General features: G+C 35.7%; 19 protein-coding genes. 7 read left to right on the top strand and 12 right to left on the bottom strand.

Annotation, left to right across the window (positions count from 1 at the left end; all coding sequences use genetic code 11):
* Positions 1-71: 71 nt before the first annotated feature.
* The 4 genes from ACY2RS_RS03465 to ACY2RS_RS03450 all read right to left on the bottom strand — a co-directional run bounded on the left by ACY2RS_RS03465 (position 72) and on the right by ACY2RS_RS03450 (position 3699).
* Entirely contained in the window at positions 72-1124 is a 1053-nt protein-coding gene (locus ACY2RS_RS03465) for an alpha/beta fold hydrolase (protein ID WP_490097218.1), read from the bottom strand.
* Complete coding sequence (locus ACY2RS_RS03460) at positions 1121-1735, bottom strand: hypothetical protein (RefSeq protein WP_490097217.1); 615 nt, start codon at positions 1733-1735, stop codon at positions 1121-1123. The genes ACY2RS_RS03465 and ACY2RS_RS03460 overlap by 4 nt, the downstream gene beginning before the upstream one ends.
* A 30-nt stretch (positions 1736-1765) precedes the next feature.
* Positions 1766-2671 carry an alpha/beta hydrolase gene (locus tag ACY2RS_RS03455; RefSeq protein ID WP_490097216.1) on the bottom strand — a complete coding sequence of 302 codons (906 nt, stop codon included), beginning with the start codon at positions 2669-2671 and terminating at the stop codon, positions 1766-1768.
* 101 nt (positions 2672-2772) lie between these two features.
* The gene (locus tag ACY2RS_RS03450; protein WP_490097215.1) at positions 2773-3699 is read right to left on the bottom strand and encodes a helix-turn-helix domain-containing protein; all 927 of its coding nucleotides are present in this window, start codon (positions 3697-3699) and stop codon (positions 2773-2775) included.
* 478 nt (positions 3700-4177) lie between these two features.
* On the opposite strand from ACY2RS_RS03450, the gene ACY2RS_RS03445 reads away from it, so the two are divergent.
* From ACY2RS_RS03445 to ACY2RS_RS03435, 3 genes are all read left to right on the top strand, one after another.
* Positions 4178-6145 (top strand): serine hydrolase, encoded by a 1968-nt coding sequence (locus ACY2RS_RS03445; RefSeq protein WP_490097214.1) that lies wholly within the window; start codon positions 4178-4180, stop codon positions 6143-6145.
* A 174-nt stretch (positions 6146-6319) separates the two neighbouring features.
* The gene (locus ACY2RS_RS03440) at positions 6320-6937 is read left to right on the top strand and encodes a hypothetical protein (protein WP_490097213.1); all 618 of its coding nucleotides are present in this window, start codon (positions 6320-6322) and stop codon (positions 6935-6937) included.
* Positions 6937-7980, top strand: a complete 1044-nt coding sequence (locus ACY2RS_RS03435; protein ID WP_490097212.1) for an alpha/beta fold hydrolase — start codon at positions 6937-6939, stop codon at positions 7978-7980. The genes ACY2RS_RS03440 and ACY2RS_RS03435 overlap by 1 nt, the downstream gene beginning before the upstream one ends.
* 163 nt (positions 7981-8143) lie before the next feature.
* On the opposite strand, the gene ACY2RS_RS03430 is transcribed toward ACY2RS_RS03435, so the two are convergent.
* Positions 8144-8842, bottom strand: coding sequence for a LytR/AlgR family response regulator transcription factor (locus ACY2RS_RS03430; RefSeq protein WP_490097211.1), 699 nt, complete (start codon positions 8840-8842; stop codon positions 8144-8146).
* A 1-nt stretch (position 8843) separates the two neighbouring features.
* Positions 8844-9818, bottom strand: coding sequence for a sensor histidine kinase (locus ACY2RS_RS03425; protein ID WP_490097210.1), 975 nt, complete (start codon positions 9816-9818; stop codon positions 8844-8846).
* A gap of 214 nt (positions 9819-10032) precedes the next feature.
* Here ACY2RS_RS03425 and ACY2RS_RS03420 point away from each other — a divergent pair, with 214 nt between their 5' ends.
* On the top strand, positions 10033-10440 hold the full coding sequence (locus ACY2RS_RS03420; protein ID WP_490097209.1) for a hypothetical protein: 408 nt from the start codon (positions 10033-10035) through the stop codon (positions 10438-10440).
* 59 nt (positions 10441-10499) lie between these two features.
* Here ACY2RS_RS03420 and ACY2RS_RS03415 read toward each other — a convergent pair whose 3' ends face one another.
* Genes ACY2RS_RS03415 through ACY2RS_RS03405 form a run of 3 tightly spaced genes read right to left on the bottom strand, consistent with a single transcriptional unit; the run spans position 10500 to position 12355 of the window.
* Positions 10500-11003 carry a hypothetical protein gene (locus ACY2RS_RS03415; protein ID WP_490097208.1) on the bottom strand — a complete coding sequence of 168 codons (504 nt, stop codon included), beginning with the start codon at positions 11001-11003 and terminating at the stop codon, positions 10500-10502.
* Positions 10993-12096, bottom strand: coding sequence for a hypothetical protein (locus tag ACY2RS_RS03410; protein ID WP_490097207.1), 1104 nt, complete (start codon positions 12094-12096; stop codon positions 10993-10995). Before ACY2RS_RS03410 ends, ACY2RS_RS03415 begins: the two co-directional genes overlap by 11 nt.
* Positions 12097-12109: 13 nt before the next feature.
* Positions 12110-12355 (bottom strand): hypothetical protein, encoded by a 246-nt coding sequence (locus tag ACY2RS_RS03405; protein ID WP_490097206.1) that lies wholly within the window; start codon positions 12353-12355, stop codon positions 12110-12112.
* Between the two features lie 387 nt (positions 12356-12742).
* Between ACY2RS_RS03405 and ACY2RS_RS03400 the strand changes: the two genes are divergently transcribed.
* Entirely contained in the window at positions 12743-13165 is a 423-nt protein-coding gene (locus tag ACY2RS_RS03400) for a hypothetical protein (protein ID WP_490097205.1), read from the top strand.
* A 62-nt stretch (positions 13166-13227) separates the two neighbouring features.
* Here ACY2RS_RS03400 and ACY2RS_RS03395 read toward each other — a convergent pair whose 3' ends face one another.
* The 3 genes from ACY2RS_RS03395 to ACY2RS_RS03385 form a co-directional block, all read right to left on the bottom strand.
* On the bottom strand, positions 13228-13980 hold the full coding sequence (locus ACY2RS_RS03395) for a LytR/AlgR family response regulator transcription factor (RefSeq protein WP_490097204.1): 753 nt from the start codon (positions 13978-13980) through the stop codon (positions 13228-13230).
* 282 nt (positions 13981-14262) lie between these two features.
* On the bottom strand, positions 14263-16155 hold the full coding sequence (locus ACY2RS_RS03390; protein ID WP_490097203.1) for a CocE/NonD family hydrolase: 1893 nt from the start codon (positions 16153-16155) through the stop codon (positions 14263-14265).
* Positions 16156-16308: 153 nt separating this feature from the next.
* A complete protein-coding gene (locus ACY2RS_RS03385; protein WP_490097202.1) occupies positions 16309-16500 on the bottom strand; it encodes a cold-shock protein in 192 nt (63 codons plus the stop codon).
* Positions 16501-16658: 158 nt separating this feature from the next.
* Here ACY2RS_RS03385 and ACY2RS_RS03380 point away from each other — a divergent pair, with 158 nt between their 5' ends.
* Both ACY2RS_RS03380 and ACY2RS_RS03375 read left to right on the top strand, forming a co-directional pair.
* The gene (locus ACY2RS_RS03380) at positions 16659-19910 is read left to right on the top strand and encodes a VPS10 domain-containing protein (protein WP_490097201.1); all 3252 of its coding nucleotides are present in this window, start codon (positions 16659-16661) and stop codon (positions 19908-19910) included.
* A gap of 168 nt (positions 19911-20078) precedes the next feature.
* Positions 20079-20642 carry a YceI family protein gene (locus tag ACY2RS_RS03375; RefSeq protein ID WP_490097200.1) on the top strand — a complete coding sequence of 188 codons (564 nt, stop codon included), beginning with the start codon at positions 20079-20081 and terminating at the stop codon, positions 20640-20642.
* Positions 20643-20703 lie beyond the last annotated feature (61 nt).

The following is a 20703-nucleotide window of genomic DNA, read 5'->3' as shown; positions in this document are numbered from 1 at the left end:
ACTTTGTTTTTTACTTCGGAAATGTCCTAAAACAAAACTGTTTTACGAATTAGGACCTTAGTAAGAGCTCCTTATTTATGCTGCTGCATAAACATGAGTACCTCTGTAGAAAACCTATCGGGTTCACTAAACAAGGGAGCATGACCAGATCGATCATATATCGAGAGTTCTTTAGATGCTGACCCAATGTTATCAAATGCAATTCGAGCAGAATCGATGGGCACTATCATATCAAATTGCCCAGAAATAAATAAGGATGGGATGGTTATTTCTGAAAGTCGATGGGTATAGTCCAGTGTTTCAAATAGCCCTTGATCATCGAATATCCCTCCTATTTGAAAGGTATTCCATGGTTTGGTCAAAAAATTATAAATGAAAAATGTATTAACGCCTTCAGACCCGTCATCATCAAAATCTATAAAACCATCATCGTATAAAGTCCTCTCTGCTTCGAAAGCCTTCATATTAAGTTTTCGGTTATCATCAAAGTTTTTTATCGGCGCTACCTCAGAGACCAATGCTAAAACAGACTCCCAAAAATCGACACTATTCCCTAAGGCAATTTGTGAGTTTGCGGTAGTTGTAAAGGTATCTATATATTGATTATACATAATACCCGGACTGTATGCTCCGTCTACACCTATCCATCCTTTAAAGTCACTTTGATCTTTTAATAAGGTAGCGGTTCCCAAAGTCCCACCCCAACTATGCCCCAACAAAAAGAAGCGTGAATCATTACCAAATTTATTTTTAATGACATTTACAAGGGCAAGTACATCTTCTGCCATGAGTTCTATACTTACATCATCTTTATTGTAATGTCCCTGTGAATTACCCGATCCGCGTTGGTCAAAATATACAACGCCATACTGCTGTTCTATTTGGTTAAATGCCTGTCCGGTAAAGCTTAAACCTGTATCGCCAGGCCCACCGTGCAATGTGATTAAAAATACTTTTTCACTGCCATTGCCTTTTATGTAAGCAGGCATATCTGCATCTTTATGTCGAACAATAAGGGTTTCGTCTAAATCGCCAAGTTCATAATCGTTAGAGCAAGCGGTTGCTAAAACTAGTATGATTACTAGGAATGCATTTTTAAAGAAGGATCTATTGAATTGTTTCATCGTTTTTTGTTTTTAAAATTAAATCTGAATCCATATTGTAAAGCAAATGTTGGCAGTGTACCCGAATTGTAATTAAAGCGCGGACTGTACACCACATTAAAATAGCTCCCAGAGCGTACTTTTCCTTTGCGTTGTCTACCGATACCCACTGAGATTGTAGGACTGTAATATCCTCGGCTAGGTAAAACCCTTTTGTCTACTTGGTCACCATTCACTTCATAGGTTTCGGGGAGTAAAGCGCGATAATACCCAAGTGGGTTAAGTTGAATACTAAACTGTTTTCCTTTTTTATTGGTACGCCTCCAAGTCATTCCAAAATTTGTGTGAATTCCAGTATCCGTTTTGGTTGCGAAGTTTGTGGTGAAACTAAGATTTCCGTTGAAAAGAAATTCATGTGTATTGATACGTTGTGCATTTCTTCTTACTTTGGTTTTTTCAATTTTTTTCCAAAGATATTCTGCTCCAGTAGTAATTCCATTGCTCCAAAAAATAGTACCTGTGTACCCTAGCGTAAAAGAAGTCTTATCTAAAAAAGAGGTGCTATTTTCTTGACTTTGTGCTTGTACATGGAATGCACAACTAAGTAAAAAAATAAGAATGAGTTTTTTCATAATGTGTATGTATAATGTTGTAATATTTGATTAGTATTCAATTCCAAATGCTTCGCTAAAGCCTTGTATAAAAAAGGCATCGATCGTTTCATCATGAGAGCCAGGACCTGCTATGACGATAGCATTTTTAGCATTCAAAAACTGAACTTCTTCAGCGGTAAGACTACCTACGGCTTCATCTAATGCACCGTAGATGTAGGTGATTTCAGATAAATCGTCTATACGCTGTAGTTGTTGTGTGTATCGTTTCATCCCCAATCCTGCGGCAATTCTTGCTAGGTTTCTCTCTAGAACATCTTCTTCAGGAAATGGATTTATTATTGGGTCAACACCATTTTCAAAATAACCATAACGGCCTTCGGCAAGTGCCTGCCACATACTTTCGTTTATATCCAATCTCCCCACCATGATTAAATAACGATTGGCAATATCGATACCTTCTCTTGCAATAAGATCTTGTGTTAAAAAGGCTCCAAAAGAGATTCCTAGCACATACACAGTACGGCCTTCAGCTTTGAAATAATTGATTACTTTAGCTAACAATTCGATACTTTGTACATTATAGGTTACGGCTTGATCTAATGTAATATCATTTCCTTCTACTATTTCTGGATGTAATGTTTGCGCTTGATGTACCGTAACCGTTAAGATATTTGTGGTGTCAAAAGTTTCCACAATAAAATCAACTTCTTCTGCGCCTAATTCGGTGCCAGGACCACCTTGTACATTGATAAGAACTGTGGGAGCTTTTTCATCTCCATTGAAGTAGATTAAGTCCTTTATTTCTTGCGATATTTCATCGGCTATCACAGGCGGACTATCATCATCGTCATTAGAACAGGATTGGATGAAGATTGATATACTTACTACAAGAAGTACATACGTAACATATTTTAATCGACTGGAAGTTTTAAATAACAGGTTCACTATTTTCATTTTTGTTTTTTTTGATTTATGCCAGCGAAACTAGCATAGTAACAAAAATGAAAAGGTGATTTTAGTGCTGAAGAAGTCCTAAAACGTTAGCAGTAGACAAATCAGTACACTTTTGAGGTTCTATATACGCCTGGAGAGACATGTAGGCTTGTTTTAAACGTTCTGTAAAAGGCACTTTTAGATTTAAATCCAGCTTCCATGCCTATGGCTTCGACAGAATATTTGTCAAATACGGGATCATGAAGTAGGTTTTTAGCAAAATCAATACGGTACTCATTTACAAATTGAATCACACTTTTATTGATTTCCTGATTTATTATTTGAGATAAATACCCTTCGCTTGTGTTTAATTTAGTGGCTAAATCTAATCTACTTAAAAGCGGGTCTTTAAACAACTCCTCCTCTTCCATTAATGCATACAATTGCGTGACAATGGTAGAGGATGTTGTACTTTTTATCTTCTTTTTAGGCTGCATAGTCGTAGCCTTATTTGAAACTAGATACCTATGTATTTCCTCTTTTTGATCTATCAGCTGCAACTTGAACACCCCATAATATAATATCCACCATGAGAACAACGAAAGCAGCGTTAATAACAAATATCTAGTATACATGGTATTAAGTCCGAAATATTCTATTTTACTTAAAATCCAGATGATAATGATACAGATAATAAAAAGATTTAATCGTAGCAACCATCGTCGTTTTTCTTCTGAAATTGTATTGGAATTCTTGATATATTTTCTTCCTAAAAAAATTAAATATACATTCAAAATAGTGGATGCTAGATCGATAGTTAGGTATACAAAAACATCGAAAGTCGCATTGTAAATTTTTAGACCATAATCGAAAAAAGAAATGAAGATTTCAAAAACAACAGATATGATAAAAGGAATATACATCCTTTTAAACCACCCCTTATTGAGGCGTTTATGCTTGATTTGTAGTAAGAAATACGTAAAAAAAGTAGTTGCAAATAAAAAGTCTAAGCGGATATTACTTAAAAATTGAAAAAAATAATTATCCATACTCACCCTCACCCATTCTAAAAAAGTTAAGGTAGATAGCAGGAAAAGTGATAATGCGAGATAATTGTTAGCGCGACTTTTATAAAAGGGCGTTGTAATTAGTGAGATACCTACAAAGTATCCAATAATTACACTTATAATCATTATAAAGTCAAGTATTGATATATCCAATGTATGTACTATTTATGCTATTAAAATGTGCTGCTGAAATATTCGTATCCAAGAGCATTGTAAAAATAAAAGACGTATAATGAATTATATTGTGACATGACTTTCATATCATGAAATATATGTTTCATCCCTTACCCTTGGACATATCTGCAAAAAAAGCAAAATAATAGCACTTTATAAAAATCTAGGATAAGAAATAATTAACGATAACCAATATTATATGGTATAAAAAACATTCACACTAATTTCACATTCTTTTTACATTTCTAGCAGTATTATACATGATAACAATCCATACTATTGTAGTATGAAAAAATCACTTTGTAATACTCTTGTTTTAAGTATCCTATTTGTTTTAGCGTCATGTTCGCCATCTCAAGAAAAGAAAGACCCTACCACAAAAGCAGACAAAATAGATGCACTACTAGCCTTATATGCTGACTATGATATGTTTCACGGTAGCATATTAGTTGCAGATCAAGGAGAGGTACTCTATAAAAATGCCTTTGGACTCGCTAATATGGAATGGGATATTCCTAATACCGTAGCTACCAAGGTTCAAATTGCTTCGATGACCAAATCGTTTACAGCGATGTTAATTATGCAATTAGTTGCAGAAAACAAACTTGCGCTTCATGAGCCAATTTCAAACTATTTAAGTGATTTTCCAAAAGAAAAGGGAGATCTAATTACCATTCATCACCTCCTCACCCACGCTTCTGGTTTAGATCATGGTATTGATGAAAAAAAATACAATACACCAAAAGATATGGTACGTCAGTTTTCAGAAGCTGAACTCAAGTTTTCACCTGGAACACGTTTTAGTTACAGCAATAGTGGGTATACATTGTTAGGATACATTATGGAAACTGTTACAGGGACATCATATGAAACGCTTTTAAATGAAAGAATATTTAATCCTGTTGGCATGGAAAATTCTGGTGTATATAAACATAGCGCCATTATTAAAAACATGGCGCAGGGCTATTACAGAAACTTTGGCGAATATTATGACCCCGACAGTACTGATGGAGCTGCTGCCTATTCCGCCGGAGCTATTTACAGTACCGTTGAAGATTTACTATTGTGGGATCAGGCAATGAATACCGAAAAATTATTGCCAAAAAAGTACATGGAGTTGCTTTTTGAAAAACACATTGTGGATGAAAATGCACATTATGGTTATGGTTGGGAACTAAGAGATAAGCCTATTGGAAACACCTCAGAAACGGTAGCAACGAGCGGACATAGTGGTGCTATTGGTGGATTTCGTAGTTTGTATACAAGTATTCCTTCTCGCAATGCTTCTATTATTATCTTGAATAATACAACTCACTCCTTTCGAACTTCTATCACAACTGCTATTACAGGAATTTTATATGATCAGTCTTATGATCTTCCCTATATTCCTTTAGCCACCTTTATGGCAAGAGCCATAGAAAAAGATGGTATTGATGCTGGGATTCAATTTTATAAAGCACATCAAAATGATGCTGCCTATCATGTAAGCGAACAAGATATTATCATAGAAGGTTATAGATACTTACATGCTGGAAATGCTAGCCATGCCGCCAAAATATTCAAACTAAGCACTGAAGTTTTCCCAGAAAGAGATAACCCTTACGACAGCTATGCCGAAGCATTAATGACCTTAGGCAAGAACGAAGAAGCCATTATTAACTATAAAAAATCCTTGGCAATAAACCCAAAAAACAATAATGCTATTGCTATGCTTAAAAAGTTAGGAGTTAGCTATAGCTTAGATCTTTTAGCATCTAAAGAAGGTTGGGGAAAAGAGATTATTGTATTCCCTATCGATTGGGCTCCAAAAATGAATGTTACTGGATATGAAGACTTACGGTTTGCTCCAGCATGGTCTAAACCAGATCATGAGCAATTTTGGTCGCTTGTCATGGCTTGGAAAATCAAGACTACTAAGCCACTGTCACTTGACACCTTACAGCATAACCTCGAAGGCTATTTTGACGGATTGATGATCCCTAATCATTGGGCTCAAGAATTTCCAAAACCTAGCCTTGAGCTCTCCAGTCCTTCAAAAACCGAACAAGGGTCAACATTTAAAGGTAGAATGACCGTTTTTGATGGTTTTCATACGGGAAAAACAATTACATTAAATATTTTAGGAGAACAAAAATTATGCGAGACAACTGGAAAATCGGTGATTACATTTAGATTTTCAACTAAAGAATTTAGCCATACCGTATGGAAGGAATTAAACGAGATAGATGAACTAGCCACTAACTGTGATGAATAAATTTACTTGGCATCTAAAATTTCCGAAGTAACCATAAGTAACTTTCAAATAAGTAGCTATATTTTAATAGTTACACCTATTTTTTTGCAACAGTATTCTATTTTCTAAGTCTCTACCATGAAATAAGCTATTCATGACTGTGTTATGAATGCAGTCATGAATCTAACCCATCACATGAAACTTAGAATTCTCACAACACTGGTACTGTTTAGTTGCCTAACTAGTTATTCACAAGAAAAAGCTTCTATTTTTAATACGTTTTTAGACCAAACAGAATTTAAAGTAGGATACACCGGAAATTTTTTATGGAACAACGGTTTACAAGTTGGCGCCGAATATCTTTTGCTAGAAAAAAAGATCACCAAACAACGCAAAAAAGGACCTAAAACCATCAAACATGAATTATTACTGGATGGAAACCTTGGGTTTACTACCAATTTTAGCTCCAGAACCGATACGGGAATGTTTGCAAATTTCGGACTCATGGTACGCAGAACAAATCCAAAAGGAAAGCAAATTAGCATCGCTGTGAATCCATTGGGAGTCTATCGTTCTTTCTTACCAGAGACATACGAAGTAGATGGTAACGAAGTGAATAAGGTTTTTCTTCCGGGTAGGCTTTATTATTCCCCTTCTCTATCGATTGGTTTGAGTCGCTTTCGGGAAAGCAAGAAAATCTCTGGACACTATCTCAACCTTAATTTACGATTGAGAACTCCCTATAATGCAGGGACACTTCCTGCCATTTCCATTCAATACGGTTTCCGTTTTAATTTTACAAAATCAAGATAATGCAAAATACTACAATAAAACTCACAAGCATACTTATTTTAATAATCACTTTAGGCGGCTTATTTTCTTGTTCACAAGATTCAGACCTTGACAATTTAAGTGATACTATTTATGTACGACATAAAAATGCTGATATGCCCGCCTATGTGTTTGGAAATGGGACTGAGAAAATATTTTTGATAAACCTTCACGGAGGTCCTGGTGGTTTAGGTTTAGGTATGCGAAATGATATGTTTAAAAATCAAATTGAAAGTGATTATGCAGTTGTGTATTTTGATCAACGTGGTTCTGGGATATCGCAAGGAAGCTACAATGAAGAGGGTATCAGTATTGATATTATGGCAGAAGATGTTTTGGCTTTGGTAAAGGTATTAAAAGCAAAATATGGAAATGAACTACGTTTCTATTTACTGGGTCATAGTTGGGGTGGCACATTGGGTGCGGCTACTTTGCTAAAAGACCAAGATGTATTTTTAGGGTGGATTGAAGTTGCTGGGGCTAATAATCCGTTGGGAGTTTACTTTTCAAATATAATAAATTATGAGCGTTTTGCTAATGAACAAATAGCACTAGGAAATAGTCCAGAATACTGGGAGTCTGTAAAAGAACTTATCCGCGATGTAGATACAACTAGTTATAATCGAGATGATTTTAGAAGGCTTAATCAAGAAACGGTGAATGCAGAAGATAGGCTCAAAGCCGATGGTGTTATTAATCCACTACGAGGTGAAGCCGATATCTTCTTTGATTATAACCTTTTTACGGCCCTTTGGAATGTTGGGACCATACAAAACTTAGAAGAAAATTTATTTGAACGTGAAGATTTTACGCCACGACTTCAAGAGATCACTATACCTAGTTTATTTCTTTGGGGTGCTTATGATATGGTGGTACCAGCTACCTTTGGGCAAGAAGCTTTCGATAACATAGGGGCTGTAGAGAAAGAGTTGATATTTTTTGAACGTTCTGGACATAATCCTATGTTATCTGAACCTGATTTGTTTGCTTTTAAACTCCTTCAGTTTATGGAACGCCACAAATAAGCATTTAAATGGATACTTACATATTTGTTTTACTTCGGAAATTTTTGTATTCAAAACCATTGCGGAGTACTAACATTTCCGAAGATTAAAAAGAATCTAACATCATTTTTTGAAATCGAATTTCGAATAAAATATCTTGTGATATTAATAATTTAAATATAACTCACAATCTATTCAAAACAAGCTTCTTATACGATTTCCCTATAGGTAGTTTTACATTCGAGTCTAATACTATTTGGTTGCCATCAATTAATTTTAAATGATTAAAATTAATGATAAACGATTTATGAATTCGTAAAAAAGAGTCGGGTAACTTTTCAAGAAAATCTGATAGTGTTTGTGGTGACAGAATCATAGAGTCTGTAAATATTTTCACATAATTTCCATAGGCTTCAACATGGCTAATTGCATCAAACTCAAGCCTAATAAGCTTCTTGTCGCTCTTAACAAATAAAGATGTATTCGTTTCTTCCCTTTCTACTGAAATAGGATTGGGTGGTATCACATTAGTTTTCTGTACTTTAACAACCGCTTGTAAAAAACGCTCTAATGAAAAAGGTTTCAGTAAATAATCGGTTACTGCTAGATCAAAACCTGCTACAGCATATTCTGGATAGGCTGTTGTAATGATCACATTAGGTCTTTGTTGCAGGGTTTTTAATAAACTTAAACCCGAAAGTTTTGGCATATTAATATCAAGAAATAATATGTCAACATGTTTGTCTTGAAGAACATCCATGACTTCAAATGCATTTTTACAGGAAGCAACCAAATGCAAATGTGGCGTATCTGCAATATAATTCTCAAGAATTTGACGCGCTATAGGTTCATCGTCTGCTATAATACATTGTAGTGTCTCCATACTATAAATCAAGTGTTAACGAAACATTATAACGATGCTCATTTTTTGTCATTGTAAGTTTGTGTTTCTCGGGGTATAGTAATGCCAGTCGTTTTTTTGCATTTTGAAGTCCGATGCCACTTTTCCCTTTTTCCATGGGCAATGAATCTGTTTTATGTTGGGCAGAATTACTACAAGTAAAGGTAAGGGTCTCTTCGGAAATATGAACACTCACTACTACGCTACTCTTTTCATGATCCTTGCTTGCCAAATGTTTAAAGGCATTTTCTACAAAAACAATAAGCAACATAGGCGCAATCATCTTAGTTGCAGGATTTCCTGTTTTAGAAAATTTAATGGTCGTTTTATCTTCTAATCGAATATGCTCTAAGGAGATGTAATTCTCTAGATAGGTGATTTCTTTTTCTAGGGGAACGAAGCTATCTTTAGTATCATACAAACTATACCGCAGCAAATCTGAAAGTTTCAGCATTAATCCAGGTAAACGATCCGATTTTAGTACCGATAAGCCATAAAGGTTGTTCAATGTATTAAACAAAAAATGCGGATTGAGTTGCGCTTTTAATAATTTTAATTCTGCTTCCTTTTCTTGTTGTCTTCTGGTAAAGCTATCTCCAGCAACCTTTAAGGCAGAACCTACAAATAGGACTAAGATCAATATGCCAATCATATTGTACACCATACGCCATTCAAAATATTCTAATGCGTTGCTCAAAAAAAAGACACCTATGCATGTAAATATGGCAATAGTTAGAAACAAAAAGAGGACACCATACCATTTACGTTTTGTAAAGTATAGCGGCAGTATTTTTAAATTATGAATGTATACAGGTGCTGCAAGAAATAAGACACCTAATAAAGAAGATAACACTACATTATCTGCCTGAATGGAGACCAAACCTATTAAAAAAATAAAAAGCCAAACCACAATGTTTTGGAGAATTTTATTATCTATTAGGGCATCTAACTTTGACATATTTTGTAATTTTTTCTATTCCAAATGTAGCACATCCCTTGTTTAGATCACTTTTTTTATGATAAAAGGTACTTTTTCTTGTGCAAACGTATCTTTTTTCTTGATGATGGGTAATACTTGCTGTTATCACTTTAATAGTATCGTTCGTCATTCTTATTTTTAAATAGTTTAGAAATAAAAGAGTTTTGAGGTATAATCATAAAAACAATATATCATGAAACATTTAATTCAATTATCAATCGCACTATCTTTATGTATTCAATCATTTAGTTTTAGTCAAACCGAACAAACATTATCAGTATCTTCAAATGCAACAACAATAGCACAAGAAGAAGCAAAAGAGGAACCAAAAGGAGATATGTCAGCCTACAATTCTTTTATAGGTGTGTATTTATTAGAAGAGGCTAGCTTTACTCTAGAAATAAAAGCAGAAGATGGTAAGATGTATATCATTACAGAATTTTCCAAAGACATCTTAATTCCTAAAAACGAAACAACACTGCACGAAATAACAAGAGGTGTAGATTTATCCCTTATTGATGGAAATAAAAATGCCTTGAAATTTTCCCAGAATGGCTATGTTACAGACATAAAAAGAGTGAAACCGGAAGTTAAAGAATAAAGTTTTCCCTTCAGTTCTTTATGCGCTTTAAACGTATCATAACTTTTATTTTGTACAAGTTATGGTACTTCTTTTATTTTAAGGTTATTTAAAAATAAGTAACCCTTATCCCATACATCTGTATCTAATGTGATACTGCTTATGTTATCTTCATGGAGCATAAACAACGTTGGTTTCCCAATATTCGTTTCATATAAATATAATTCAGCACTCGTATCCTCGAATGTTCTAAATTTTGATTTGAGTGCTTTGAGTTCTTCCTTACGTGCCTCATCATTTGTTTGTCCAACAATAATTAGAATAGTTTCTTTATTATCTATAGATTGTAATTCGAATAAAGTTTTGTCCACACAGGGTGTACAAGAGGAAATAGGTACAATGAATATTTGTTTTGGTTTCATCGTTAATAATTCTTCTTTAAATGTATTTTTAAAATAATACATGAAATCTTCAGTATAGTTATATTTATTTACCAGATTTGTAGTTTCAACGTCAGATGCTTGTTTTTTACAGCCACAAACAAAAATTAAGATGATCAGCAATGATCTAATTTTACGTTTCATATTCATTAATTTCAATTAATCCAAATTGTAGTTTTTCGTCGTCGTTTTGTAATGCCACATACAGCCCCTTTCTTCCTAAAAAGATGGAATAATAATGAAATTTATTTTTCGGCATTTGTACTTCCCCAATAATTGTTAAGTCTTCGCTCATTACTATTATAGACCAAGGGCCATCATAACGTGTATTTAACTTTCGGTTTTGATTCTTTAACTCCTGAGCATGTTTCACTACTCGATAGACTCGTTTATTAACCTTATCATGATATAAGCCCAAATAAAATGGTTGCACGATACAGTGGTTTGCAACTTTCTGAAACGCTATATCTTTTATTCCGTCTATTCCTATTATTTCTCCCTGAATTTGATTTGACTTACAACAGCTTTCTTTTATAAAGTCTCCAGTGTTATTATTGTAAGCTTTAATGTGATGCTGATTTCCATAAGCGAGATATGTAATGGAGTCGTGATCAACTTTTGCACTCCAGTCCATAAGTGGAAAAGTTTTTTCTTTATAAACTTCCGGCAATGATGAAAAACCACTTATTACTTGACGGTCAAGTGTATACTTCTTGTATTTTCTTGAATCTGAATCTTTTTCTCCCTCAATAATTAACCTTGAAATAATGGTGTCATTCTTTATTGTGAGCTTATCGCCCATGAATGTATTAACTAAAATATGCTCTTTAAATAACGAAGAAAATATAGTGTCAACCGCTTTGTTTTCTATGTCTCCTTTTAGCAATGTGTATGGATATGTAGTCAGTACATATGTGTCATTTTTAGTAACGTAAAAATCTTCTATCGGAAATTTTAGAACATCATAATTATAGCTATAAACTTGATTTCCGTCATCAATATCATAGCCAAATATCGATTTTTGGCTTTCATTTGTAACATAGACTATATTCATGTCTGGACTTGTTTTTACAGATGCTAAATCGTTAAAGGAAATGGGATAAGTCGTTTCCATTTGCAACGTTTCAACCAACGAAAAAGATAATTCCTTATGATTGTTATTACATTGAAAATCATGCTCACTATTATGTGAGCATGACATCAATGTGATCATAATTAAACCTACATAACGTTTCATGCACATTACGCTTTTAGAATCGCCCTGCACATTTCCAAACGCCAATTGGCCATCTTGATTTATCTGGACAAATATCCCCGACTGCGGGATCTGTCCAAACGCATCTATAACCAGCCATACCCGATGGACAAGTCACTTTTCGTAGTTCTAAAAATAATTCATTAGAAGAAGCTGTAGTTACAGCAGATTCGGCATTCGCTACACTTGGAGTCAAAATACTTACGATCATCACTCCTGCAACTAAAAAAATACCCGTCAAAACTTTAATTTTTTTCATAATAAAGATAATTTTTACCTACTCTATTTAATAGTGGCTTTTCGGTTTACGCCAGTCTAATCGTGCTATTTAAAAAATGAACACGCATCAAACCTATGGCTTTCATTATCAATTTTATAAGGTTTTGTTGACTATGTTATATATGGCAGTCAATTAGGTTTGTTTTAAATTGAATTGGTACGAATGAATAAAAAGTGGTACAAATACAATCGATCATGAAGATTTCAATCTTTTTCCATTTTTGAGATGCATTAATACCTTAAGGATATACTCATCACTAATTTGCTAGTATTCATACCAAATAACAATTTTGGTATTGATAGCTGGTTTCTTTTAAAGAATTTGTACCTCTAACTAAAATCACAATTTATGAAAACAAAAATCATTTTATTATGTTGTAGTATTTTTATACTACTGTCTTGTCAACAAGAAGAAATAGTTGTGCAAGATCAAAATATTGTAAACCTAGAATCTAATAATGAAACTGAAAATTTCAGTAGGCCCAAATGTCCTGCACCAGAAGTAACATTATCACCTTGCGACAAAAAATTTCGCTTTTTTATGACACGTTTAGGTACTCCCGATTACTACTCGTATGATTACGTATTAAGAGATGCAATTACTATGAACATAATCGATGCTGGAAATAATCTTAGTTATGGACAGTATACCAATACTGTTAATACAATGCAAGCTTGTCATGAATACATTTTCGAGTTTTATGATTGGTGTACTGGTTTTAACCAAGTATCTGTGTTCAGCGATGGCTGCGGAAATGTTTGGTTATGTTAGAAATTATGAGCCAAACTATAGGTCAAGAAAAATAGAAAATTATACTACTAAAAAATTTGAAATCACAATTGAATGTTATTCATATTCTTACGGTAACTGTTACTTACAGGGATTTTTACGGAATCATTTAATAAAACAAATCTTGCGGCCTTTGAAGTAATATTTTCTATTCTTACAATATACGATCTGTGAACGCGCATAAATTCGAATCTATTTGGCACGTTATCTAAAAATTTGCCAATGTTCATTCGAATTGTATGCGCTTTACTTTTTGTGAACACATCAATATAATTGCCAGCAGATTTAACGTACAATATATCGCTTGACTTAATCTTGACCATCACCCCATTCTCCTTAAATATTAGATGGCCGTCTTTATTTCTATTAGTTCTAGATATGTGTTGTTTGGAGTATGCGTACATGCTATGAAATACGTTGGACTTCGCCAGCATGTAGCCAACTGAAATAGAAAGGAAAAATAGAAGAGTTAAACTCCAAACTGACGTTTTAAATATGCTGATTTTAGCAGGTGTATGCGCTATTATTGCATTGAATTTATTGTGCTTTGAGACAATTGTAGCACTATAGCGCCCTTTAGGCTCCGGTTTTAATATATTTCCAGGCTTAATTACATCCTCCTGTCCCGTCAAGGTATTATTGGTATATACGTGTTTTTTTAAGTTTGCATTCGCAAATACAGAGTGTAGTTGTTTCGTGATCTCTCCATTTAAAAAATAATTCTCAACAGTATCTGTTCTTAGAACTTTACTATATTCTTGTGCTTTTACAGAATACCATAAGACTAATACTAGCATATTAAAACTTATAAAATTCAATATTATATTTTTCAAAACATGTAGCTCATTGTTGCAACCCTAAAGTAGTTTGTTTTCTTTTAAAAAAAAATAAAGAACCCTTTTTTGAACGCTTTAAAGTAATAACCGCTAATTGTCACACGATATACGTATAAAGTTTGATATAATTTTCTTGCTCCAGCAATATTACCACAGCTTTTTGTCGTATCCTTTATTATGCATGCTCCACTAAAGTAGCCAAAAAAACACATCACTAAAATTGAAGGATACAATATTTACAAGTTACTTTCGAATTGGCAATCGTATTTGCGAAGGATATTTTTTTGAATGATGTACTTTGTTATGGGCCACTACCCCTTCAGATTCATCGTAATTATTTCCTCCTGTATTTAGATTTCTCGCAAAACGCGGAAAATTACTACTGGAGATTTCAATTCTAATACGATGTCCTTTTTCAAAATAATTACTGGTCGACATAGGAGTTAAGGCTAATTCATACACTTCACCTTCTTCCATAAAGACTTCTTTGTCATAACCCTCTCTATAACGCACACGTTGTATCGTTTCATCTAGGTTGTATGCGGTTCCGTCTGGGTACACATCGATTAATTTAATCGTGAAATCGGTGTCTTTTGCATTAGAGGATACATATAATAGTGTTTCAATAAAACCGCTTACCTCTACCCCTTCTTCTAAAACATCAGTAGTGTAGACCAAAATATCTGCGCGCTCTTCCATCTCTTTCTGATCAAAAGCACCGCCTTCAACGGCATTTCCTGTACAACAAACATTTCCACCCAAAGAAGTCACAGGATTCATAGGGTCATAAAAGAAACCATCTGGATTATCCTTCTGTGCTTTTTTTGTACTTAAGCTTCCTGAGCCCACAAGGCTGTTTGCATTTCCTTTGCTGTTTAGATAGTACGTAGTCATTTTTGCATCGGCTGGAGGCCACTGACTTGCTGCTTGCCATTTGTTGCTCCCCATGGTATAGTATTGTACTCTTGGTGTTTTTTCTTTAAAATCATTTTGTTCCTCTTTTAACCACAAATCCCACCATTTATAAATTTGTTCGTCATAATTCAAACGGGCATCCCCTATATTTCGCTGACCTACCATGGTATTCTCGGTAGCACGGGTATAACGACAATGTAGCGTAGGTGCAATAACGAGGTATTGATTGTCTCTTATTTGTGCATCTTTGGTGTTCTGTCTTATGTGATTAAACATGGCGAGATTGGGTGTAATTGATACATCATACCAGGAGGCAAACCAAAAGCTAGGCACCCCTATTTCCATAGTATCGTGATACAAGCCACCTTCATACCATGCTGGGTCGTTTGGTTTACGGCGCACCATTTTATCAAAAATTTCATGCTTCCCATTTGCATTTTTTAAGATATCTTGAATGGGAAGATGTTGTAACGTTTCTTTCATATCCAACGGCGGATTCTCTGGAGCAAGGTCATAAAAACGAGAAATTCTTATTAAATCTTCTTGCGTAGCACCTGCTGGAATTCTGGGTTTAAATTTGTCATGTTCTACACCATACAACCAAGAAAAGAATAATAATTGTTCTACACCGCCACGGTACCAATTTCCTTGTTCTACAATATCTCCAATCTTACCAACACCAGCACCAAATCCTTGCGGAACCATTGCGGCATGTGACGGGTGATCTAAAGCAGCAACTGCCATTTGCCACTCTGCAGTAGAAGAACAACCATAGGTTCCAATCTTACCGTTAGACCAGGCTTGATCTTTCATCCATGAAAAAGCATCGTAGCCATCTGTTAAGGGAACACCAAGTATGTCCCAAGTTCCTTCTGAATAATAACGACCTCGTTCATTTTGTACTACATAGGCATAGCCCCGTTTTACAACTTCATAAGCACGCTCTGCAGTTCGTGTTCTTTGTTTTCCATCACCCCAAGAATTAAAATTGTAGGGCGTACGCGAAAAAATGATGGGTACTTTCTCATTGCCTTTTGGTCTGTAGATATCAGTTGCCAAACGAACACCGTCTCGCATGGGCATCATGACCTTTTGGTCAACGACTGCTATTTCTGCAAGCTTTTCAAAAATGTCTTCCCCCTCTTGCGCTTGTTCTTGGGCATAAAAGGGTTGACAAATAAGAAGTAATAATATGAATGAAATACGTAGAAAATGTTTCATGAAATGTGAAGTTTGTTAGTAAAGTATAAAGTTACTTAAAAAATACATCCGACAACTAATATTTCAGAAACGAGAAAGAAAATACTAAAAACAAAAAGCCCACCAATCCCGATAACTATCGGGAAGAGGGGCTTTTTAAGAAAGTGATATATACTAGATAACTTTTACGTTTACTGCATTTAATCCTTTGTTACCTTCTCTCAACTCGAATTCAACTGTGTCGCCTTCGCGAATCTCGTCGATCAATCCTGAAATGTGCACAAAGTGGTCTTTTTCAACGCCTTCTTCTGTAATAAATCCAAAACCTTTCGTTTCGTTGAAAAATTTAACTGTTCCTTTACTCATAATAGTGTATTTAATTTTAATAATTACTAATGAGTAGTCAACTATGATGCCACGAATATATGTTGTTACTAATTAACCCTTTAGGAATCAAATTTATCTGTAACTTTAGGTCTCACATTTTTTGAAATTCAATTAACTAACCTTTATACCAACATCTCATGAAAACCATTACATCCCTCCTGTTTACATTTCTTTTGCTATGCAGTATTCCTTCGGAAATATTAGCACAATCTAACCCCGCTAAAGAACAAGATCCTTTTGGAGGTTTACACTTTAGAAGTATTGGCCCTGCTTTTATGAGCGGTCGTATTGCCGATATTGAAATCCATCCCGAAAACGAAAACATTTGGTATATAGCCGTTGGCTCTGGAGGTGTCTGGAAAACAGTGAATGCAGGAACTACTTGGACTCCCATTTTCGATAATGAAAGCTCTTATTCTATAGGCACTGTTACCATAGACCCTAACAACACAGAAACCATTTGGGTAGGCACCGGAGAAGATATTGGTGGACGCCACGTAGGCTATGGTGATGGCGTATACAAAAGTGAAGACGGCGGAGCCACATGGAAAAACATGGGACTCAAAAACTCTGAGCACATCTCAAGAGTCGTCATACATCCAGAAAACAGCAATGTTGTTTGGGTAACTGCCCAAGGTCCGCTTTGGAGTAAAGGGGGTGATCGTGGTTTGTACAAATCGATTGACGGCGGTGAAACATGGAATAAGACTTTAGGCGATGCCGAATGGACAGGTGTTACCGAATTAGTATTCAATCCTGAAAATCCAGACATTATGTATGCTGCTACATGGCAACGTCACAGAACCGTTGCTGCTTATATGGGCGGAGGACCTGGAACGGCACTTTACAAAAGTACTGATGGTGGTGATACCTGGAAAAAGCTCACCAATGGGCTCCCTAAATCGTGGATGGGAAAAACAGGTTTGGCCATGTCTCCCTTCGACCCGAATGTACTCTATGCTGCTATCGAATTAGATAGACGCACTGGTGGCTTATATCGCTCTGATGACGGTGGTGGTTCTTGGACCAAACAATCTAATGCGATTACAGGAGGAACGGGGCCTCATTATTATCAGGAGCTCTATGCATCGCCACATCAAAAAGATCGTTTGTACCTCATGGATAATAACCTTCAAATTTCTGAAGATGGAGGGAAAACCTTTTATCGTATGAATGAAAAAAACAAACACGGTGATAACCATGCCATAGCCTTTAAAAAGGACGACCCTAATTATTTAATTGTTGGCTCTGATGGCGGTCTGTATGAATCTTTTGATTTAACAAAATCTTGGAAATATGTGGAGAACCTTCCACTTACGCAGTATTATAAAGTGGCAGTAGATGATACCGCTCCTTTTTATAATATTTATGGTGGAACCCAAGATAACAGCACACAAGGAGGACCATCTCGCACTGATAATGTACACGGAATCCAGAACAGTGATTGGAAAGTCATTCTCAATTGGGATGGACATCAACCTGCCACAGAACCTGGCAACCCGAATATTGTATACGGAGAGCGTCAAGAAGGAACCTTATCGCGTATTGATATGAACACTGGTGAAGTTATCGATATCCAGCCGCAACCTTCAGAAAATGAAAATTATGAACGTTTTAACTGGGACGCCCCTATTTTGGTGAGTCCGCACAATCCTACAACCATTTACTTTGCTTCGCAGCGTGTTTGGAAATCGGATAACCGCGGGGACGATTGGACGACCATTTCCGGAGATCTTACCAAGAACGAAGAACGCTTAGCACTTCCTATTATGGGGAAAAAGCAATCTTGGGATGCACCATGGGACGTGTACGCCATGTCTAATTACAATACCATCACATCGTTGGCAGAATCTCCTGTACAAAAAGGCTTGCTCTATGCAGGTACAGACGATGGACGCATTAATGTTACCCAAAACGGAGGTGCTTCTTGGACGACTATTAACGTAAGCAAACTTCCAGGAGTTCCTGCTACTGCTTTTGTGAATGATATTAAAGCCGATTTATTTGATGCCAATACGGTCTATGTGGCGTTGGACAATCATAAATATGGCGATTTTAATCCTTACTTAGTAAAGAGCACCAATGCAGGAAAATCTTGGACCGTAATTTCTAATGGAATCCCAGAGCGCACTATTGTGTGGCGTGTGGTACAAGATCATGTGAATAAGAATCTTCTTTTTGCAGGAACTGAGTTTGGTGTCTATTTTACTGTCAATGGCGGACAACAATGGACCCAACTTAAAGGAGGTGTGCCTACTATTTCATTTAGAGATTTGGCCATCCAACGAAGAGAAAATGACTTGATAGCCGCATCTTTTGGTAGAGGATTTTATATTCTGGATGATTATACAGCGTTGCGTGAGGTTTCACCCTCGATGCTTGCACAACCCGCTGCCTTATTTCCTGTGAGAGATGCATGGTGGTATGTACAACGCCCCCATTTAAGTTTTGATAGCGGTAAAGGAAGTCAGGGAGACTCTCATTTTGTAGCTCCCAATCCCGATTTTGGAGCCACGTTTACCTATTATTTAAAAGAGGCACCTGTTTCAAAAAACAAAACCAGAAAAGAAGCAGAAAAGAACATGGCAAATAGCGACATTCCTTTTCCGGGTTGGACTGCGCTAGAAGAAGAGAAACTAGAAACAGAGGCACAGCTTATGTTTGTCATTTCTAATAGTGACGGTACCATTGTAAGAAGACTACAAAGCCCAGCCAAAGCAGGTATCAATAGAATTTCTTGGGATTTAACCTACCCAAACATGAACCCTATTTCTTTAGAGCAACGTTCAGGAAACAACTATACTTCTAAGGGCTTTTTAGCGCCTCCAGGGACCTATAGCGTTGAGATGTTTATGTCTAATAATGGAACAGTTTCTTCACTATCACAGCCAGTTTCATTTACGGTGAAGCCTTTGTATGAATCTGCTATACCAGCAGCGAGTCCTGAGGTAGCTTCAGCCTTTTGGCGTTCTTTTGAAAATACAATGCGTGATGCTTCTGCCTTTGATTTAAAAATGGAGAAAGCAAGCAAAAGGACAAAAGCCATGGCAGTAGCCATCACTAGAAGTGCCAGTGTACCAGGCACCATAGATGCAGACTTAGCAAAAATTAAAACAGATATGGAGGCTTTGCGCTCTTCATACTACGGAAACCAAGCAAAAGCCGAAGTAGGTGAAAAAGGTCCGCCAACTGTGGGAGATAGAATGTTTGCTATCTATAGAGGTATCGAACGTTCTACCTACGGCCCTACCACAGCACATAAAGAGCAATTGGCGATTGTTGAAAAGCAAGTGTCAAGCTCACTAAGTCTTTTACAAGGAATCCAAGGACGATTGGACGCTGTACACACCAAACTAAAAGCGGCTGGTGCTCCTTATATTGAGGAGTAACAATAATTTTATATAATAAATATAAGCTCTCTTTATATATGTAAAGGGAGCTTTTGGACTATACGATATGGATTATCTATTTTTTCACATTCTTTTTGCACTTAATTGACACTTCAACCAACTACTCTCTTCTAGTTTTACGGCAGTATTAATTTTAAAAAAAGAAACATGAAGAAATTAGTTATGATGTGTATAATGGTTAGTTTTAGTATCCAACTGCTCAACGCTCAAGAAGTATTACCCATTAATGTAAACCAAAGTGAAATACAATGGTTTGGCGAGTATACCTTTTATTTTGGAGGACATAATGGCACCATCAATTTTAAAGAAGGATATTTTAAAAAAGAAAACGAGGTGATTACAGGAGGATCTTTTGTAATCGATATGAAATCTATTATCTGCTTAGATATAGAAAATGAAGAAGGCAAAGAAGGCCTTGTAAATCATTTAAAAGATCCAGACTTCTTTGATGTTGCCAATCATCCAACGGCTAGTCTAGAAATAACTTCTGTGGAGTATCACGATACTACTAGCATGCAACTATATGCAGACCTCACCATTAAAGGCATTATCAATCGTATTAAGATTCAGGCAACGGTAGACTATGAGAAAAAGGAAATGAAAACCAAATTTAAAATTGACAGAGCTCGTTGGGGCATTACCTATAATAGCGATTTACGTGATAGCGCCATCTCTGATGCCATTGGTTTTGAAGTTATCTTACAGCTTTAAATGCACCCAAGACTTGCAGTTGTATAGAAAAACACAAACCCATTACTTCTTATAAGAGCAA

The organism is Patiriisocius sp. 208BN25-11, from assembly GCF_058147145.1.
Note: the sequence above shows the minus strand (reverse complement) of the source record. Positions and strands in the feature narration are given on the sequence as shown.

Coding starts and splice junctions, on each gene's coding strand:
- ACY2RS_RS03465 (WP_490097218.1), bottom strand. CDS start 1,124: ATGAAACAATTCAATAGATCCTTCTTTAAAAATGCATTCCTAGTAATC.
- ACY2RS_RS03460 (WP_490097217.1), bottom strand. CDS start 1,735: ATGAAAAAACTCATTCTTATTTTTTTACTTAGTTGTGCATTCCATGTA.
- ACY2RS_RS03455 (WP_490097216.1), bottom strand. CDS start 2,671: ATGAAAATAGTGAACCTGTTATTTAAAACTTCCAGTCGATTAAAATAT.
- ACY2RS_RS03450 (WP_490097215.1), bottom strand. CDS start 3,699: ATGGATAATTATTTTTTTCAATTTTTAAGTAATATCCGCTTAGACTTT.
- ACY2RS_RS03445 (WP_490097214.1), top strand. CDS start 4,178: ATGAAAAAATCACTTTGTAATACTCTTGTTTTAAGTATCCTATTTGTT.
- ACY2RS_RS03440 (WP_490097213.1), top strand. CDS start 6,320: ATGAAACTTAGAATTCTCACAACACTGGTACTGTTTAGTTGCCTAACT.
- ACY2RS_RS03435 (WP_490097212.1), top strand. CDS start 6,937: ATGCAAAATACTACAATAAAACTCACAAGCATACTTATTTTAATAATC.
- ACY2RS_RS03430 (WP_490097211.1), bottom strand. CDS start 8,842: ATGGAGACACTACAATGTATTATAGCAGACGATGAACCTATAGCGCGT.
- ACY2RS_RS03425 (WP_490097210.1), bottom strand. CDS start 9,818: ATGTCAAAGTTAGATGCCCTAATAGATAATAAAATTCTCCAAAACATT.
- ACY2RS_RS03420 (WP_490097209.1), top strand. CDS start 10,033: ATGAAACATTTAATTCAATTATCAATCGCACTATCTTTATGTATTCAA.
- ACY2RS_RS03415 (WP_490097208.1), bottom strand. CDS start 11,003: ATGAAACGTAAAATTAGATCATTGCTGATCATCTTAATTTTTGTTTGT.
- ACY2RS_RS03410 (WP_490097207.1), bottom strand. CDS start 12,096: ATGAAACGTTATGTAGGTTTAATTATGATCACATTGATGTCATGCTCA.
- ACY2RS_RS03400 (WP_490097205.1), top strand. CDS start 12,743: ATGAAAACAAAAATCATTTTATTATGTTGTAGTATTTTTATACTACTG.
- ACY2RS_RS03395 (WP_490097204.1), bottom strand. CDS start 13,980: ATGCTAGTATTAGTCTTATGGTATTCTGTAAAAGCACAAGAATATAGT.
- ACY2RS_RS03390 (WP_490097203.1), bottom strand. CDS start 16,155: ATGAAACATTTTCTACGTATTTCATTCATATTATTACTTCTTATTTGT.
- ACY2RS_RS03385 (WP_490097202.1), bottom strand. CDS start 16,500: ATGAGTAAAGGAACAGTTAAATTTTTCAACGAAACGAAAGGTTTTGGA.
- ACY2RS_RS03380 (WP_490097201.1), top strand. CDS start 16,659: ATGAAAACCATTACATCCCTCCTGTTTACATTTCTTTTGCTATGCAGT.
- ACY2RS_RS03375 (WP_490097200.1), top strand. CDS start 20,079: ATGAAGAAATTAGTTATGATGTGTATAATGGTTAGTTTTAGTATCCAA.